15 protein-coding genes, 2 pseudogenes and 3 riboswitches are annotated in these 17120 nt (G+C 67.2%); of the genes and pseudogenes, 2 read left to right on the top strand and 15 right to left on the bottom strand.

The window, feature by feature from the left end:
- Positions 1 to 83 precede the first annotated feature (83 nt).
- Positions 84 to 285, bottom strand: a riboswitch (cobalamin riboswitch).
- A gap of 70 nt (positions 286 to 355) precedes the next feature.
- Positions 356 to 928 (top strand): histidine phosphatase family protein, encoded by a 573-nt coding sequence (locus ACVWYI_RS15700; RefSeq protein ID WP_456662538.1) that lies wholly within the window; start codon positions 356 to 358, stop codon positions 926 to 928.
- On the opposite strand, the gene cobT is transcribed toward ACVWYI_RS15700, so the two are convergent.
- From cobT to cbiT, 8 genes and pseudogenes are all read right to left on the bottom strand, one after another.
- Positions 929 to 1981 (bottom strand): nicotinate-nucleotide--dimethylbenzimidazole phosphoribosyltransferase, encoded by a 1053-nt coding sequence (gene cobT / locus ACVWYI_RS15695; RefSeq protein WP_456662537.1) that lies wholly within the window; start codon positions 1979 to 1981, stop codon positions 929 to 931. It abuts the gene before it with no gap.
- Positions 1982 to 1996: 15 nt separating this feature from the next.
- Complete coding sequence (gene cobF, locus ACVWYI_RS15690; RefSeq protein WP_456662536.1) at positions 1997 to 2746, bottom strand: precorrin-6A synthase (deacetylating); 750 nt, start codon at positions 2744 to 2746, stop codon at positions 1997 to 1999.
- Between the two features lie 46 nt (positions 2747 to 2792).
- Entirely contained in the window at positions 2793 to 3470 is a 678-nt protein-coding gene (locus ACVWYI_RS15685) for an energy-coupling factor ABC transporter permease (RefSeq protein WP_456662535.1), read from the bottom strand.
- Between the two features lie 37 nt (positions 3471 to 3507).
- A riboswitch (cobalamin riboswitch) is annotated at positions 3508 to 3727 on the bottom strand.
- A 45-nt stretch (positions 3728 to 3772) separates the two neighbouring features.
- Positions 3773 to 4504 carry a uroporphyrinogen-III C-methyltransferase gene (gene cobA / locus ACVWYI_RS15680; RefSeq protein ID WP_456662534.1) on the bottom strand — a complete coding sequence of 244 codons (732 nt, stop codon included), beginning with the start codon at positions 4502 to 4504 and terminating at the stop codon, positions 3773 to 3775.
- Positions 4501 to 5811 (bottom strand): cobyrinate a,c-diamide synthase, encoded by a 1311-nt coding sequence (locus ACVWYI_RS15675; RefSeq protein WP_456662533.1) that lies wholly within the window; start codon positions 5809 to 5811, stop codon positions 4501 to 4503. The genes cobA and ACVWYI_RS15675 overlap by 4 nt, the downstream gene beginning before the upstream one ends.
- Positions 5811 to 6595, bottom strand: a pseudogene (gene cobM / locus ACVWYI_RS15670) (precorrin-4 C(11)-methyltransferase). Before cobM ends, ACVWYI_RS15675 begins: the two are co-directional and overlap by 1 nt.
- Positions 6592 to 6960 carry a cobalamin biosynthesis protein gene (locus tag ACVWYI_RS15665; RefSeq protein ID WP_456664530.1) on the bottom strand — a complete coding sequence of 123 codons (369 nt, stop codon included), beginning with the start codon at positions 6958 to 6960 and terminating at the stop codon, positions 6592 to 6594. Before ACVWYI_RS15665 ends, cobM begins: the two are co-directional and overlap by 4 nt.
- Positions 6957 to 8138 carry a precorrin-6Y C5,15-methyltransferase (decarboxylating) subunit CbiT gene (cbiT, locus tag ACVWYI_RS15660; protein WP_456662532.1) on the bottom strand — a complete coding sequence of 394 codons (1182 nt, stop codon included), beginning with the start codon at positions 8136 to 8138 and terminating at the stop codon, positions 6957 to 6959. The genes ACVWYI_RS15665 and cbiT overlap by 4 nt, the downstream gene beginning before the upstream one ends.
- On the opposite strand from cbiT, the gene ACVWYI_RS15655 reads away from it, so the two are divergent.
- Entirely contained in the window at positions 8137 to 8883 is a 747-nt protein-coding gene (locus ACVWYI_RS15655; RefSeq protein WP_456662531.1) for a cobalt-precorrin-6A reductase, read from the top strand. The genes cbiT and ACVWYI_RS15655 overlap by 2 nt on opposite strands.
- On the opposite strand, the gene cobJ is transcribed toward ACVWYI_RS15655, so the two are convergent.
- The 7 genes and pseudogenes from cobJ to ACVWYI_RS15620 all read right to left on the bottom strand — a co-directional run bounded on the left by cobJ (position 8859) and on the right by ACVWYI_RS15620 (position 16767).
- A complete protein-coding gene (cobJ, locus tag ACVWYI_RS15650) occupies positions 8859 to 9593 on the bottom strand; it encodes a precorrin-3B C(17)-methyltransferase (RefSeq protein ID WP_456662530.1) in 735 nt (244 codons plus the stop codon). The two genes, ACVWYI_RS15655 and cobJ, sit on opposite strands and share 25 nt — an antisense overlap.
- Complete coding sequence (locus ACVWYI_RS15645) at positions 9590 to 10321, bottom strand: precorrin-2 C(20)-methyltransferase (RefSeq protein ID WP_456662529.1); 732 nt, start codon at positions 10319 to 10321, stop codon at positions 9590 to 9592. Before ACVWYI_RS15645 ends, cobJ begins: the two co-directional genes overlap by 4 nt.
- 2 nt (positions 10322 to 10323) lie before the next feature.
- On the bottom strand, positions 10324 to 10953 hold the full coding sequence (locus ACVWYI_RS15640; RefSeq protein ID WP_456662528.1) for a precorrin-8X methylmutase: 630 nt from the start codon (positions 10951 to 10953) through the stop codon (positions 10324 to 10326).
- On the bottom strand, positions 10953 to 12116 hold the full coding sequence (gene cobG / locus ACVWYI_RS15635; protein WP_456662527.1) for a precorrin-3B synthase: 1164 nt from the start codon (positions 12114 to 12116) through the stop codon (positions 10953 to 10955). Before cobG ends, ACVWYI_RS15640 begins: the two co-directional genes overlap by 1 nt.
- On the bottom strand, positions 12113 to 15361 hold the full coding sequence (cobN, locus tag ACVWYI_RS15630; RefSeq protein ID WP_456662526.1) for a cobaltochelatase subunit CobN: 3249 nt from the start codon (positions 15359 to 15361) through the stop codon (positions 12113 to 12115). The genes cobG and cobN overlap by 4 nt, the downstream gene beginning before the upstream one ends.
- Positions 15361 to 16396, bottom strand: a pseudogene (cobW, locus tag ACVWYI_RS15625) (cobalamin biosynthesis protein CobW). Before cobW ends, cobN begins: the two are co-directional and overlap by 1 nt.
- Positions 16393 to 16767, bottom strand: coding sequence for a DUF1636 family protein (locus ACVWYI_RS15620; protein WP_247350160.1), 375 nt, complete (start codon positions 16765 to 16767; stop codon positions 16393 to 16395). The pseudogene cobW and the gene ACVWYI_RS15620 overlap by 4 nt, the downstream one beginning before the upstream one ends.
- A gap of 96 nt (positions 16768 to 16863) precedes the next feature.
- A riboswitch (cobalamin riboswitch) is annotated at positions 16864 to 17081 on the bottom strand.
- Positions 17082 to 17120 lie beyond the last annotated feature (39 nt).

Here is a 17120-nt window from a genome sequence, read left to right as displayed (position 1 = left end):
ACGTCACAGCGAACGAGGTCTCACCTTGGCTTGTCAGCCTTCCGATGAAGCCGAATGTCTGTACTCCCCGACCGACATCTCGCGTGTGACCACGGCTGACGGCAGGTCTCCTGGCTCGCGGGTCACTACCTTGCATCGCCTTCCCGGGACCGAGATACCCAGTGGCTCGTGACGCAAGATTCGCCGCTTACAGTTGCGGGGGCAGCCACGGCATTGGGGACAAAATCCCCGCACCGCATTCCCTTTTCATCCCCTCTCGGGGAAACCGTCACGAGCATCTAGGATTACGATCCAGACAGAGTCAATGTGCCAGCAGGCGTTATTGCCACAACGACCAACTTCCTTGGAGATAAGCATGGAAGGCGAGACCTTCCTTTGGCTGATACGGCATGCGCCCGTCGACGGGATCGCCGGGACGATCCATGGAGCCGATGCGCCGGCCGATCTCGGTGATCGGGTGGCGCTGGAGGCGCTGCGGCAGCGTCTGCCGCAGAACGCCACGAGCTTTGCGAGCCCGTCGCGGCGCACGGTCGAGACGGCCCGCGCGCTGGGGCTAGAACCCGAGTTGGTGGGCGAATTCAGCGAGCAGGATTTCGGTGCCTGGACCGGTCGTCGGCATGACGATCTCGCAGCGACCGGAGGGGACGCCTATGCGCAGTTCTGGAACGATCCGGCGCACGGACGGCCGCCGGGCGGCGAATGCTTTGAGGATCAGGTCACGCGCGTCCGGCTGGGGCTCTCGCGGATCGGAGCCGGATCGGCCACGCTCGTCGTGCATTCCGGCACCATCCGCGCGGCGCTGTGCATCGCGCTGGATCTGACGCCACAGTCGGCCCTGCGCTTCGTCATCGATCCGCTGTCGCTGACCCGGATCGACCGGCTCACGACCGGCTGGCGCGTCGTCTCCGTCAACCAGCGGATGCTTTGATCAGGCCGGACGATCCGGCACATTGGCCTGCGCAAAGGTCGCCATGTCGTTGTGGAGCGCGCAGGCAGATCGCACCAATGGCAGCGCGATGGCCGCGCCCGATCCTTCGCCGAGCCTGAGATCGAGGCTGATCAGCGGTTGCACGTTCAGCGCACGCAGCACCAGCCGGTGCCCCTGCTCCGCCGATCGATGCGATGACAACACGAATGGCTGGCAAGAGGGGGTGAGCCGCGTCGCCGCCAGCGCCGCCACCGACACGATGAAGCCGTCGAGCAGCACAGGGATGCGGCGCTGCGCAGCCGCAATGACGGCGCCGCAGATGGCCGCGATTTCGAGGCCGCCGACGGCGCACAAGATTTTCTCGGGCGAAGCGCCCGCAACGCCATGGTGTGCAATCGCAGCGTCGATCACCCGCGCCTTGTGCGCACGGCCGGCCGCGTCGACGCCGGTTCCGCTGCCCGCGATCTCCTCGGCACTCATGCCGAGCAGGCTCGCCGCAATCGCCGCCGATGTCGTGGTATTACCGATGCCCATCTCGCCGAAGATCAGGAGATCGGGCTTGCTGGCCGCGACGCGAGCAACTGCGCGCTGACCGGCTTCGAAGGCAAACGCCAGCTCCGCGGGGGTGAGCGCAGCTTCGACGCTGAAATCCCGCGTGCCGCTACGCGGCTTGTCGGTAACGATTCCCGCCATCTCCTGCTGCGCCAGCGTGCCGGCGTCGACGACCTCCAGGTTTGATCCCAGTTCACGTGCAAGCACCGAGATCGCGGCGCCGCCGGAGGCAAAATTCGCCAGCATCGCGATGGTCACTTGTTGCGGATAGGCCGAGACGCCCTGCGCGACAATGCCGTGATCGCCGGCGAAGATGATGATCGGCACCCGCGCTGCGCGCGGCTGCTCAGTTGCTTGCAGGCCCGCAAGCTCGATCGCGAGCTGCTCGAGCCGGCCGAGCGCGCCGGTCGGTTTCGTCAATTGTGCCTGCCGCGCGACCGCCGCCTCGCGATGGACCGCCGAGATATCGGGGCACTGTTGGTAGACCCATTCGGGGAGCATGCTGCCTCGCTTGCCTTACGGCCTGCGCTTGAGGATGTAACTGTCCATGATCCAGCCATGCCGCTCGCGCGCCTCTTGCCGCACGGCGACGATACGCGGGCCGATCTCGGCCAGCACGCCGGACATGATGACCTGATCCGGCATGCCGAGATAGGCGCCCCACCAGATGTGAAGCCCTTCCGGATCGAGCGACTGGAACGCCGTGCCGCCGTCGAGCATCACCACCACGGTATCGACACCTTGCGGCCAGCCGCCATCGCGCAAGCGGCGGCCCGTCGTCACCAGGAATGGCTCGCCGATATCATTGAGCGGTAGCGCATGCGCCGCGCACAGCGCCTGGATCGAGGTGATGCCGGGCACGACCTCGATCTCAGGCAAGGGATTGAGCCGCCGCGCAATGCGCAGCGAAGAATCATAAAGCGATGGATCGCCCCAGATCAGCAGCGCGACCTTGCCGTCAGCTTCGAGATGATCTGCGATGGCCTGCGACCAGGTCGCGGCCACGGCATCGTGCCAATCGTCCACGCCCTTGCGGTAGTCCGCTTCAGCCGCATCGCGCACGGGAAGATCGAACTCGGCGATGCGCCTCGTGTCGCTGGTGAGCACATCCGCGCAGATCGTCCGCCTGAGATCGGCCAGATCGGATTTTGCGGTCCCCTTGCGCGGGATCAGGACGAGATCGGCCGCGTTGATCGCAGAGATCGCGGCGCGCGTCAGCTGCTCGGGATTGCCGCAACCGATGCCTATCAGGGAGAGCGTGAACATCGAGGCTGCGAAGGGCGGCCACGACGGCCGCCCATTCGCTTGTCTCTCAGGCAGCGTTGTGCAAACGCGGGGTGACGAGGCCGGGCGCGGTGATACCACGCAGCGACTTTGCCAGCGCCAGCACGCCGAGATCGGCGAGCGGCTCGATCACGACGACCAGCGCGTAGGACGCCGCGAACGTCGCGATGTTGGCGAGGTTGGCCGCACCGAAGCCGGAGCCATAGAGCGCCCAGAACGCCACCCAGGCGATGACGCCGAACTGATACGTCGTCGAAAGCGCCAGTGCCTGGCGGTACTTCAGATCGACATAAGCGGTGTTGCGCGAAATGATCCGCGTGCCCATCGCCTGGATCGCGAACAGCGGCACCAACAGCGTGGTGACGTTCATGCCATATTGCGGCAGGTCGGGCGGCTCGAAGAAGATGCCCTGGAACAGCAGGCCGAAGGCGAGGCCGAAGGCCGCTGGCGCAGCACCGAACAGCAGGAACAGGGTCGAGCCGAGGATGAAGTGCACTTCGGAGACGCCGACCGGGAAGTGCGGCAGGATCTCGAAGAAGACGAACACGAGGCCCGTGGTGGCGAGCGTCCGCGCCGCGAACGACGCGATGCCCTGCTCGCGCACGGTCTCGACCGCGAGCTTCAACGCAACGCCGCCGACGGCGATGCCGGTTGCGTAACTCAACACCAGCTTGGCGTCCGAGACTAGTCCGGGTTCGATATGCATGGCTCAGATCCTTCTTGCCGTCACACCCGACGGCCGTGGCCTAAAAACGTGCAGGGCCGGTCTCCTGGCTCGCGGTTCACTGGGAGTCTCCGGCCTTCCCGAACCTTGCGGCCCAGTGGCTGATCGAAGTCCCTCACCGCTTACAGTCGCGGGGGCGGCTGGGGTTTTGGGCGCCGCAACTGGGTCCGCCCATCCCCATTCCCGATTATGCTCCGGCGCTTTGCGCCGCGTCGAGCACCATGCCTCTCCTGTGTGCCTCTTTCGCAAGCCGGGCGTCAAGGGGCGAAGGGCGGCCGAGGCCGTCATGACGGATATTCCCCCGCCAGCGCGCCGAACAGGATCACGGCCGCCGTGGAGGCCGCCCCGCCCCGCGCAAGCTGCTCGGCAAGCTCCGAAATGGTGGTGCGGACCAATCGTTCATCGGGACGGCCGAGGGATTCGGCGAACAAGGCCGGCGTGGTTGGGGAGAGCCCGTGCTCGATCAATTTTGGGACAAGCACCGGAAACGTGCGGCGGCCCATATAGACCACGGTCGTCGCCTCCGGATCGGCCAGCGCCGCCCAGTTGAGGTCTGGCGGCAGCTCGCCCGTGACGTCCGCGCCGGTGATGAACTGCACCCGGCGCGAGGTATGGCGCCGGGTCAGGGGAATCCCGGCCTGGGCCGCAGCGACGCAGGCCGTGGTGACGCCCGGAATGATCTCATAGCCGATGCCCGCATCGCGCAGCGTCTCGAGCTCCTCCTCGAGCCGGCCAAAGATACCGGCATCGCCCGACTTCAGGCGAACTACGCGCACACCGGTTGCGGCGTAGTCGACTAGGAGGCGGTTAACGTGGTGCTGCTTGGTCGAGGGCCGCCTTGCCCGCTTTCCCACCGCGACGAGATTGGCGCCGGGACGGGCCAGATCGAGGATCGCGCCCGAAGCAAGATCATCATAGAGCACGACGTCGGCCTCGCGCAGCCGCGCGGCACCCTTGAGCGTGAGGAGCTCGGGATCGCCGGGGCCGGCGGAGACGAAGGAGACAAAACCGCTCACCGGTCCTCCGCGATCAGATGAAAGAACGTGCCGGTGGCTTGTCCCCGCCGCGAGCCGGTCTCGGTGATGACCGCACCTGTCGCGTCGTGCACGACCGCCAGCGGCGTGTCGGGCTGCGCGAGGATCGTCGAATAGTGGAATTCATGGCCACGCAGGCGTGCACCCGCCTGATGACCCGGCATCGGCGCTGTGAGTTCTGCCAAGCGATAGCCCAGATGCATGCGGCGTTTGGCAAAGCTCGTCTCCAGGCCGAGCAAGCCCGTCATCTCGTGGCGGATACCGTCGGCGTCGGTCAAAGCGGTACCCAGCACCATATAGCCTCCGCATTCGCCGTGCACCGGCCGCGTCGCTGCGAAGGCGCGTAATCCGCTGCGGAAGCGCGCATTGCCGGCGATCTTCCCGGCTTGGAGCTCAGGATAACCGCCGGGCAGCCAGCACACATCGGCGCCCGGATCAGGACCTTCGTCAGCCAGCGGCGAGAATGTCGATATCTCCGCACCCGCCGCGCGCCACGCTTCCAGCATATGCGGATAGACGAAGGAGAACGCAGCGTCACGGGCAAGCGCAATGCGCTGGCCGGGCGGCGTCACGTTTACGCCGCCTGCGGCAGGTTGCGGCGACCAGCTGGCAGCCGATTGCAGCACCGCATCGAGATCGACATGCTCGGCGACGAAGCGCGCGGCCTCGTCGATCAGCTTGCCGATCTCCGCTTGCTCCTCGGCCTGCACCAGTCCGAGATGCCGCTTCGGCAGGCTGATCTCGGCATGGCGCGGCAGCGCGCCGAACACGGCAATGCCGGCATCCAGCAGCGCACGCCGCACGAGGGCTTCATGGCGCGGGCTGGCAACGCGATTGAGCACGACGCCTGCAAGGCGCACGCCAGGACGATAGTCGCGAAGGCCTGCGGCGATGGCTGCCGCCGTCTGTGCCTGTCCCGAGGGATCGATCACCAGCAGCACCGGCCAGTCCAGCATCTCTGCAATGTCGGCGGTCGCCCCGGTACCGCAGACGCCCCGCGCGGCGACGCCGTCGAACAGGCCCATCGAGCCTTCGGCCAGCACGACATCGGCGTCAGTGCCGCGGCTGACGAGATGCGAGATCGTCCCGCGATCCATCGCCCAGCTGTCGACATTGACGGAGGCGCGTCCCGTAGCGGCGGCATGAAACGCGGGGTCGATATAGTCGGGGCCGCTCTTGAAGCACTGCACCCGCAATCCGCTATTGCGCCAGGCGCGAGCGAGCGCCAGCGTCAGCGTCGTCTTGCCGACGCCGGAGGCCGGCGCGGAGATGACGAGCCCTGCCGCCATCACGATTCCTCCGGAAAGCGCGGCTCTGCGCCCACGGGGCGATAGCGGCGGTCATAGTCGGCAGCATAAAGGCGGCTCTCGGAAAAATCCGCCGAGCCCAGCGTCTTGCCGACCAGGATCAATGCGGTGCGCTCCATCTCGCCGCCAACAGCTGCGTCGAGTGTCGCGAGCGTGGCGCGGACGATGCGCTGGTCGGGCCAGCTCGCACGCCAGACGATCGCGACCGGGCAATCCGCGCCGTAATGCGGCGTCAGCTCGGCGACGATCTTGTCGAGCAAATGGATCGACAAATGGATCGCGAGCACCGCGCCGGTGTGGCGGCGAACGCGGCGAGCTTCTCGCCTTCGGGCATCGCGCTGGCGCGGCCCGGGGTGCGCGTCAAAACCACGGTCTGGGCAAGGCCGGGCAGCGTCAGCTCGGCCTCCAGCGCAGCCGCGGCGGCCGAGAAGGAAGGCACGCCCGGCGTCACGGTGTAGGGAATGTCGAGCGCGCGCAGGCGGCGGAGCTGCTCACCCATCGCCGACCAGATCGAGAGGTCGCCCGAATGCAGCCGCGCGATGTCCTTGCCGTCGGCATGCGCGGCGGCGATCTCCGCGACGATTTCGTCGAGCGACAGCGGCGCGGTGTTGACGATGCGCGCGCCAGGCGGGCAATGCGCCAGCACGCCCTCCGGCACCAGCGAGCCGGCATAGAGGCAGACCGGGCACGTGGCGATCAGATCGCGTCCGCGCAGTGTCAGCAAATCGGGAGCGCCCGGTCCGGCGCCGATGAAATGCAGCGTCACGTGCCGTCTCCTTCCGCGATTGCCGCAGTCGCGGTGCGATCCTGCGAGACCACCCGCGTCGCGATCAGTCGCGCGCGAGGTCCAGCTGCCGCGAGCGCTGCGGCCTCGGCGACCGATCCCGTTCCGAACTTTTCCGCTACGAGTTCTGACTGTGTCGGCGTATCGATGCCGGCCAGCATTTCGGCGGCGATCGCCTTGATCGGCACGCCGCATTCGTGCGCAAGCTGCTTGAGGGCTTCTGCCTCGGCTTTGTCACTCACAGTCGCGATAGCCGCGAGGCCTTCGGAACCGCCGGCCGCCAGCAGCGCCTCACGCAGCGACGCCAGCGTGACATCCTTTTTGAATCCGAGCCCGGCGACCTTCATCGGACCGCGCTCCATTGCACCACGGGCCGCACGGCCTCCCAGGACCGGTAGCGGCCGAGCGGAGTGGCGTGCGCAATCTCGACCCGCATCAATTCGCCGCCGTGGCGCTGGTGCAGCTCACCGAGCAGCGCTTCCGTCTCCAGCGTCACCGCATGCGCAACGAGCCGCGTTCCGGGCACGAGGCGCGACCAGGCGGCGTCGAACATCGCGACGTCGAGACCGCCGCCGATGAAGACGGCATCCGGCACTTCCAGCGCAACCAGAGCTTCGGGCGCCTTTCCCGTGATGACTGTGATCCGATGTGCCAACCCGAACGCCGCCGCATTGTTGCGAATGTTCGCGGCACGATCCTCGCGCGCCTCGACCGCGATCACCGTACCGCCGCACAGCGCCCACTCAACCGAGATCGAGCCCGAACCGGCGCCGATGTCCCACAGCCGTTCACCGGGACGCGGCGCCAGCGCCGAAAGCGCGAGCGCCCGGACCGGACGCTTGGTGATCTGGCCGTCATGGACGAAGAGATCGTCTGGTAGTCCCGAGCTGCGAGGAAGGCCCTGCATGCCCGCCGCCTCAACGGCCACTGCAACCAGGCTCTCGGCAAGATCACCCGCAAAACTATCGGCGCGATGCTCGTTGATATCTTCGCGCGGCCCGCCGAGCGCGGCGAGCGTCCAGAATGACGAGGCACCCCAACCGCGCGCCGTCAGCCATTTCGCGAGATCGCCGGCCGCCTTGCCGTCGCGTACGAGGCAAATGATGCGCGCACCTCGCGCCAGATGCGGCACGAGGCGCTCGAATGACGCGGCGTGGAGACCGAGACAGGCAATTGCTTCGAGGCGCCAGCCCAGTCGCGCGGCGGCGAGCGAGAAGGTCGACGGCGCGGAATGCGCAATCCACTCGCCGGCGTCCAGCTTCTCGGCGAGGCCCGCGCCAGCGCCGTACCAGAACGGATCGCCGGAGGCGAGCACCGCCGTCGGGCGGCCGCGGCGGCTCAGCACGACATCTGCATCGAACGGCACCGGCCATGGACGGCCGCGCCCGGTCACGCCGGCAAGTGCAAGGTGCCGTTCACCGCCAAAGACAGTTTCGGCATTATCGAGCGCCTTTCGGCTTGCTTCGGACAGCCCGGCAAGGCCATCTTCGCCGATACCGATAATGGTCAGCCAGGGATCAGCCATGACGCGCGCCCTCATTCTGGGCGGAACGGCCGACGCAAACCTGCTCGCGGCGGAGATCGCGCGCGCAGGCATCGACGCCGTCTATTCCTATGGCGGCCGCACCCGTGCACCTGCCAATCAGCCGCTGCCGACCCGGATCGGCGGTTTTGGCGGCGTCAGCGGACTTGCTGACTACATTCGCCGTGAAGACATCACGCATGTGATCGATGCGACGCACCCCTTCGCGGCCGAGATGAGCCGCAACGCGGTTGAGGCGTGCGCGGAAACCGGAACGCCGCTGATCGCTCTTGAGCGTGCGCCATGGACCAAAATTCCCGGCGACAACTGGATCGAGGTCGCAGATGTCAACGCTGCAGTCGCCGCGCTGCCGGACGCGCCGGCAAACATGTTCCTCGCTATCGGCCGCCAGCACATCGCGCCATTCGCGGCCAAGCCGCAGCACGCCTATACGCTGAGATTCGTTGATCCGCCCGAAGCGCCGCTGCCCTTCGCCGCGGACGTCATCGTGTCGCGCGGGCCGTTCACGCTTGAGGGCGAGCTGGAAATGATGCGCGCGCGAGGTATCACCCGGATCGTCGCCCGCAATTCCGGCGGCGACGGCGCGCGCGCCAAGATCGACGCCGCCCGCAGACTCGGCCTGCCAGTCATCATGATCTCGCGACCGGAACTGCCCGAACGATTGCGGGTCGAGAGCGTGGCGGAGATCATGCAGTGGCTCGGTCATCGCACCTGCCTCGGCGCATAGACCCAGCGGCCGACGCGGCGGGTCTGCGAATTACCGACGATCACCAGCGTGCGCATGTCGGCCATTTCAGGCGTCGCCTCGTTCAGCGTGACGGTCTCGATCTTTTCATCGGCGGCGCTGATCGCGCGCGCGAAGATCACGAGACGCCCGCCGCAGCCGGCCTCCTTCAGCACCGCAAGCGCACGGCCAAATCCTTCCGGCCGGCTCGCCGAGCGCGGATTATACATCGCAATGGCAAAGTCGGCATCCGCCGCGAGCCGCAGGCGCTTCTCGATCACCGCCCACGGCTTAAGATTGTCCGAGAGGTTGATCGCGCAGAAATCATGGCCGAGCGGCGCACCGGCGCGCGCGGCGGCCGCCAGCATCGCGGTGATGCCGGGCAGCACGCGGATCGGCAGCTCCTGCCATTGCGGCGCCTGTTCGAGCGCCTCGAATACGGCAGACGCCATCGCGAAGACGCCGGGATCGCCGGAGGATACGACGACGACCTGGCCGCCTTCGGCGGCGAGCCGCAAGGCCTCGCTCGCACGCTGCAGCTCTTCGCGATTGTCCGACGGATGCAGCTTGAGCCCCGGCCGCGGCGGCACCCGCGCGACATAGGGCGCATAGCCCAGAATGTCGGTCGCGGCGGCAAGCGCGGAGGAGACCTCGGGCGTGACCAGCGCATCGCTGCCCGGCCCGAGGCCCGCGATGGTCAGGGTGCCCGTCATTCGGCGGCGTCCAATTGCCGGCCCTTGCCGTGCACGAGCACGATCGCAAAATAGGGACAGTCGGCGGCATCGATCTCCGCGAGCCGCACCACGCGCTCGCCCGGCATGGTGCCGCGCTCGACCAACCAGGCATCGTCCAGCCGCCCGGCGGCAGCGAGCGCGCGGCGCACCTTTGCGAGATTGCGCCCGGTCTTCATGATCACAAGTGCATCGGAATCGCGCATGCGGCGTGCAAGCTCGTCCTCGGCGAGCGTGCCCATCAGCACCGTCGTCACGTCGTCGCCGAGCGCGATCGGCTGTCCGACGCCATTCCAGCAACCGACCATGCCGGGAATGCCCGCGATCACCTCGATCTCGACACGCGCTTGCAGGCGCGTGTGCAGATGCATGAAGGAGCCGTAGAAGTAAGGATCGCCCTCGCAGAGCACGACGACACCGACCCCGCGCGCCAGCCGCGCCAGGCGTTCCGCCCATTCGTCGTAGAAACCGGAAAGCAGCTGGACGTATTCAGGCGTGTCGAAGGCGATCTCGATCGTAACAGGATATTCCATGGGATATTCGGTGACGTCGGTAGCCAGCATGCCCTCGACGATGCGGCGCGCCTGGCCGGGCCGGCCCTTCTTGCGGAAATAGGCAACGTGTTTCGCGCCGCGCACCGTGCGGTCGGCGCGCACGCTCATCAGATCGGGATCACCGGGGCCGAGGCCGCAGCAAATGATGCGTCCCATCGCTATTCGCTCCGGCTCGCCAGCGCGTTCACGGCGGCGACCGTGATCGCGGAACCGCCGAGGCGGCCCTCGACCGTGAGCGCCGGCACCGGCGGTTCGGCCATCAGCGCAGCCTTGGATTCGGCGGCGCCGACGAAGCCTACGGGACAGCCGATAATCGCCGCTGGCCGGGGACAGTCGCGGTGCTCCAGCATGTTGAGCAGATGAAACAATGCGGTCGGCGCGTTGCCGATCGCCACGATCGCGCCATCGAGATGCGGGCGCCACAATTCGAGAGCCGCAGCCGAGCGGGTGTTGCGCATGGATTGCGCGAGCGCGGGAACGGTCTCGTCGCCCAACGTGCAGATGACAGCATTGGCCGCGGGAAGCCGCGCGCGCGTAATTCCTTCGGAGACCATGCGCGCGTCGCACAGGATCGGTGCGCCCTTCTGCAAGGCCGCGCGCGCGGCTGTCGCCATGCCGGGCGTGAAGCGGATATGCGCCTCCAGGCCAACCATGCCGGCGGCATGGATCATCCGCACCACCGCCTGCTCCTCGTCCGGCGTGAAGCGCGCAAGATCGGCTTCGGCCCGGATGGCCGCAAAGGATTGTCGGTAAATCGCCGCGCCGTCGGTCTCGTACGAGTGCGGCATCAGTGCCCCCCCATCAGGATTGAGGGATCTCTGACGATATCGTCGCGGCTCAGCCCCCGCAGGATGGGCTCATCGCGTGTCGACCCACCGCGCACGAGATCGAAGCCTGCGCCGGTCGCGACCAGAGTGATGGCGGCGGCACCAGAATGGGCGCAGCCCTTGGCGCAACCAGAGACGTGGAGCCGTGCGGCCGCGCCGATGTTCGGAGCCAGGGCCGCGGCCAGACCGCGGGTATCGGCATGCGCCTCGCGACAGCGTGGCGCGCCGCTGCAGGCTATCACGCGTAGCGCAGGATCGTAGGCCTCGGTGATCAGGCCAGTCGCGTTCGGCATCACCCGCTTGCCTTCGCTCAAAACCATCCGCCACGGCGTCATGCGCAGCGCATGTCCGAAACCGGCGAACTGGTCGAGCGTCGCATGCGCCATCTGTCCGAAGGCGACGCCGACCATCGCACCTTGCGAATAGAGGCCGGGACGCGCCGCGGCCATGATCGGCGCCGGCTCGGCATCGCCGAGCAATGCCGCCGGCAGGGTCGCACCGGCGGCCAGATGCGCCGCCATCCGCCCTCGCCCGCCCCTGGCGCCGCCTGAGATCACGAACCAGTTGGCGAGCGCGAGCGCGGTGGTCACGGCTTCGCCGCGCGCGACGGAGCGGCCGAGTTTGTCGCCATCGGCCCGCACCAGCAGTCCGCCGGTTCGATCGCGTTCGATTCGTACGTCCGCGGAATCGCCCGCAAGCACGCGTGAGCTGCCGTCATCGATGGCGAAGCCGAACTTGGTTGGAAGTTCGAGCTTGCTGCCAGCGAGCGCCTCCTCAAGCTCGGCGGCGAGCGATTGTGTCGTGTCTCCGGCACGCCAGAACGGCGTCACAAGAATGTTGCGACGGGATTCGGTGTCAGCGTCGGGGTCGAGCAGCGCCAATTCCGAAAGGCCGTCGAGCAGCAGCCTGTGGCTGGTGTCGCTGACGCCCCTGATCTGGAGATTGGCCCGACTGGTCACGTCGATCAGGCCGTTGCCATGGCGTTCGGCGAGACGGGCCAGTCCGGAGATTTGTGCGGCATCGAGCCGTCCGCCGAACGGACGCACACGAACCACGAGCCCGTCGCCCGATTGCATCGGGCGCAGCGCGCCGGGACACCAGCCCTTGACCACGGAAGCGTTCATGACGCCTCCCGCAGCGCAGCCGCGATCGAATTGCGGCGCGTTCGCCAGAGCGAGGCCTCATGCAGGCGCGTGAAACACGTCTCCATCGCCGCCAGCGCCGCCGGATTTTCGCGCGCCATGAAGGCCCGGACGTCGTCGGTGCCGAGCGTCGAATCGTAGTAGAGGTCGAACAGATGCGGCGGCACGGCGCCGGCCAGATGCGCGAAGGCCGCCATGTGCTCGAGCGTTGCGGTGATCTCGGCCGCTCCGCGAAAACCGTGGCGCATCATGCCGGCGATCCAGGTCGGGTTGGCCGCGCGCGCGCGGACAACACGGGAAATCTCCTCGGTCAGCGTACGCGCATGCGGCTGCTCGGGCCGCGTCGTGTCGAGATGATAGAGCGATGGTCCCGCCGCGCCGAGATGCGCTGCGGCCGCCGCAATGCCGGCTTCATGGGCGGCATAGTCGGCCGCGAGCAGAAGATCGGTTTCCGGCAAGTCCTGCACGTGAACAAAAACATCGGCGGATGCGAGCCGCTTCTCGATACCGGCGCGATCGGGCCTGATCTCGCCATCGGCGGAGAACGCCCACGACGATGCCGACAGCCACGCTTCGCCGGCGGCTTCGCGCGTCTCGGGCGTGAAGGCGTCCGGGATCGCCGAGAGGCCGACGCCGTATTGTCCGGGACGCGGCGCGAACACGCGCGACGTGCGGTGCCGATATGGATTTTCGTCGCCCTCGTCCTCGCGGGCCGACAGCGCCTCGGCTGCCGCCTCGAACAATTGCGCAAGGCCTGAGAAGACATCGCGAAACAGGCCCGAGACACGCAGCGTGACGTCGATGCGGGGCCGGTCAAGCTCGGCAGGCGCGATGATGTCGTAGCCGGTCACACGGCCGGAAGCGTGATCCCAGCGCGGTGCGAGGCCGGCCAGATGCAGCGCCATGGCAAACTCTTCGCCCGCGGTACGCATCGTCGCCGAACCCCAGAGATCGACGACAAGGCCCTTCGGCCAGTCGCCGTGATCCTGCAGATGACGGCGTAGCAATTCTTCCGCGAGCTTGATGCCTTGGGCATGCGCCGACGGCGTCGGCACCGCGCGCGGATCGACAGCAAAGAGATTGCGTCCGGTGGGCAGCACGTCCTGACGCCCGCGATAGGGTGAGCCCGACGGCCCCGGCGCGACACGCTGTCCTGCAAGCGCGGCCCGCAAAGCGTCTCGCTCCGCGCCGCCACAGGCGCCGCGGCCGAACACATGCAGGCCGTCGCCGAACTGGCTTTCCTTGAGGTCGCAGACGAAGCGGTCGATCCGCGGGATCGCTTCGGCCGGTGCGGCCGCAGCATCGAGACCAAGATCGTCTTCGAGGCCAGCCGCGCGTGCCTCGTCACGGATCGCGGCGATCAAGCGTTGGCGGCGGGCGGGATCGAGGCCATCGGCAGTCGAATATTCATCGAGAAGCTGTTCGAGCCTGCGCAACCCGTCCGGCACCGCTGATGCTGCAAGTGGTGGCGGCAGATGGCCGATCGTGACGGCACCCAAACGCCGCTTGGCCTGCGCGGCCTCGCCGGGATCGTTGACGATGAAGGGATAGATGACGGGCAAATCGCCGATCAGGGCTTCCGGCCAGCACGTCTGCGACAGCGCCACGGATTTTCCGGGCAGCCATTCCAGCGTGCCATGCGCGCCCATGTGCACGACGGCATCACAGCCCTGCCCCCGCAGCCAGAGATAGAACGCGACATAGGCGTGGCGTGGCGTGCGGGCGAGATCGTGATAGTCGGAATCGCGCGTGGTCGCATCGCCACGCTCCGGCTGAACCGCGATGATCGACCGGCCGCAACGGATCGCAGCGAAGTGGAACGCGCCGTCGCGGCAGCTTGGATCATCCTCCGGCGCGCCCCAGGCTTGCGCGAGATCATCCTGCAAGACTTGCGGAAGGCGCGAGAGCGCGGCGCGGTAGTCGGTGATGCTCCAGCTCAAGGTCTGCTTGAGCAGCGTTTCGCCGAGTCCATGGACCAGCGCGACATCGAAGCCGGCCTCTGCGAGGTCGGACAGCAACGCTTCGACCGAAGCAAGCGCATCGAGACCGACCGCATGCGCGATCTGGTGCGGACGACCCGGATAGTTCGAGAGCACGAGCGCCAACCGCTTGTCGGCAGCCGGCTTCTCGGCAAGGCGCCGCCAGGCTGCAACGCGCGCGGCGACGGCGTTCACGCGCTCTTCATCCGCGCGATGCGCAAGATGCGAGAATTGCAGATCGGGATCGCGCATCGCGGCCGATTTGAAGCTCACCACGCCCGCGAACAGACGGCCGTCGACCTCCGGCAGCACCACATGCATCGCGAGATCGCCGGGCGACAGACCACGCAGCGACTCGGTCCAGTCCTCGCGCCGCACCGATGAGAGCGCGACCTGGAACACCGGACAGGATGCAGCATCGAACGGCGTCGTGCCGTCCTCGCCCACCGCCGAGAACGCCGTCGCATTAACGATCGCAGCCGGAGGATTCTTCGCGAAATACCCCCTAAGCCAATCCGAGATGCCCGCAGCCTTCAGCGAGGTGACGAACACGCCATGCGCATCAAATCCCTTCTCGCGCAGCGCGGCAATCAGGGCATTGACCGGGCCGGTGTCCGCGGCGGTGAGATAGGAGCGATAGAACGTCACCAGCGCGCGCGGCTTGCCCTCGCCGTCAGTCGGCGCCGCAATGACGCCGCGCGCGGGGTCGTAAAAACCCATCTCGGGAACGTTCATCTCGCCGATAACCGGACCGGCATAGAGACCGGAGGCCAGCGCGAGTTGCGCGATCGCCGCTTGCGCCGCGACGGGGCCGCCGGTGTCGCAGAGCACCTTGAGCCGCCGCAGCGTCGAGACCGGCAAGGTCGAATATGCGTCCAGCCGCGTGTCGTCGCGGCCGTCGGCCGGCAGCACGGCCAGGACGATGCCGCGATCCCTAGCCAGTTGCTGCAGAGCCGCGAGCCCATACGCCCAATAGGACTCACCGCCGATCAGACGCACCAGAATGCCGCGCGCCCGCGACAACGTACGCTCGATATAGGTGTCGACCGAAAGCGGATGACGGAGCTCTGCGAGATTGACGAGCCGCAGCGACGGCAGAGTGTCGCAGCCGCGGCGCCAGCCGGCCGTGAACGCCGCAAGATCGGAATCCGAATACGAGAGCACCACGAGATCGGCCGGGTCCTGGCCGATGTCCCTTGGCGTCGCGGCCTCCTCGAGACCGCGGCTCTCGCGGAAGACGACGTGCATCAGATACCGAGTCCCGCCTTGATCGCGGCTTCATCAATATTTCCGTGCTCGCCGATCACGACGAGCTTTGACTGCCTGTGACCAGCGCCCCAGGGCTTGTCGAACTGGTGGCGGACGCGTTCACCGACCGCTTGCAGCAGCAGGCGCATCGGCTTGCCCGCAACCGCGATGTAACCCTTGGCGCGCAGCACGTTCTGCTCGCGCGCGAGACGCTGGACCGACGCGACCAGCGCATCGACATCGGTGACTTCAGGAAGATCGATCACCGACCGAAGCAAAATCATCGTGCTCGTGCTCTTCCTCGCCGTCGTGATGCGAAGGACGCGCAGCAAGATCGTTCTCGGCGGCAGCGCCGACACCGAGAATGAGGCGCGCGTCGATCGCGCCATCGGTCACCGGCAACATCGGCACGCGGCGCGGCATCTCGGCGGTGATCGCCGCCTTGGCCGCTTCGAGGCCTGCCGCGCCCGCAAGATCCGCCTTGGTCAGCAGCACGATGTCCGCGCAGGCGATCTGGTCCTCGAACACCTCCGACAGCGGCGTCTCGTGATCGAGATTTTTGTCCGCCGCGCGCTGCGCTTCGACAGCAATCGGGTCGGGCGCGAAGCGACCAGCGGCGACAGCTTCGGCATCGGCCAGCGCGATTACGCCGTCGACCGTGATGCGCGAACGGATCTCCGGCCAGTCAAATGCCTTCAGCAACGGCTTTGGCAGCGCCAGGCCCGAGGTTTCGATCAGGATGTGATCGGGCCTTACCGGCCGCGACAGCAACTTCTCCATGGTCGGAATGAAATCGTCGGCGACGGTGCAGCAGATGCAGCCATTGGCGAGCTCGATGATGTTCTCTTCCGGGCAATTGGCATCGGCACAGGATTTCAGGATCTCGCCGTCAACGCCCTGGCTGCCGAACTCGTTGACGAGCACCGCAAGCTTCTTTCCGTTGGCGTTGGCGAGCAGATGCTGGATCAGCGTGGTCTTGCCGGAGCCGAGAAATCCCGTGACCACCGTGACCGGGACTTTTGCGAGCGAATTCATTCGGCGGCCTCCGGCACGACGGCCATGGGGGGAATGCGGGCAAGCGATTGCTTGCGGAAGATCTCGGGACGGCTGCGCCAGGGCACGAGGCCGTCGGGCGCGGCGGCATAAGCGGCGGCGCCCGCGACCACGTCGGGCGCATTCGCATCCGACAGGCGACCATAGACATAAGACCAGCGGCCGGGCGCGCTGAGCGCGACCGAGCAGCCCTGGCTGCATGCAGACAGGCATTCGACGGGAACTACATTGACGCCGTCGGGCACGCCGGCATCAAGGATCGCACCATGCAGGCGCTTGCCGGGTGTCGCCTCGCCCTCGCCGAGCGTCTCCCCGGCACGGCAGGTGATGCAGACGTGAAGTGTGACGGTCATCGCCTCTTCCAGAATAAATAGCGGGAAGCGAAGAGGCGCACGAACCATTCTTGCGAAGGCCCGCTTCCCCGTCGCGGAACACCCCGTCCGCCGGTCCAAAACTCGTCCGCGCTGGCAGGTCTCCCGGCTTCCGAAGCAGGGTTTCCCCTTCGATCCCCGCCTTCCCGATCCCCAAGGGGTCAGTGGCTTCGGGCATCTCTCCGGTCACGGTCGCGGGGGCGGCTGCATTTTGGAACCAAATCTTGCCGATTCGGACCCTATCGCATTCCCTCTTCGCCTGTCGTAGGACAGGAACCAACGCCGGGCCACCATTTGCCCCCGGCCGCCTCTTGTCAAGCCGAAGGACCCCGTCC

This window comes from Bradyrhizobium sp. LB13.1, from assembly GCF_054056815.1.
The sequence above is the reverse complement of the archived record's forward strand: the minus strand, read 5'-3'. Positions and strand labels throughout refer to the sequence as shown.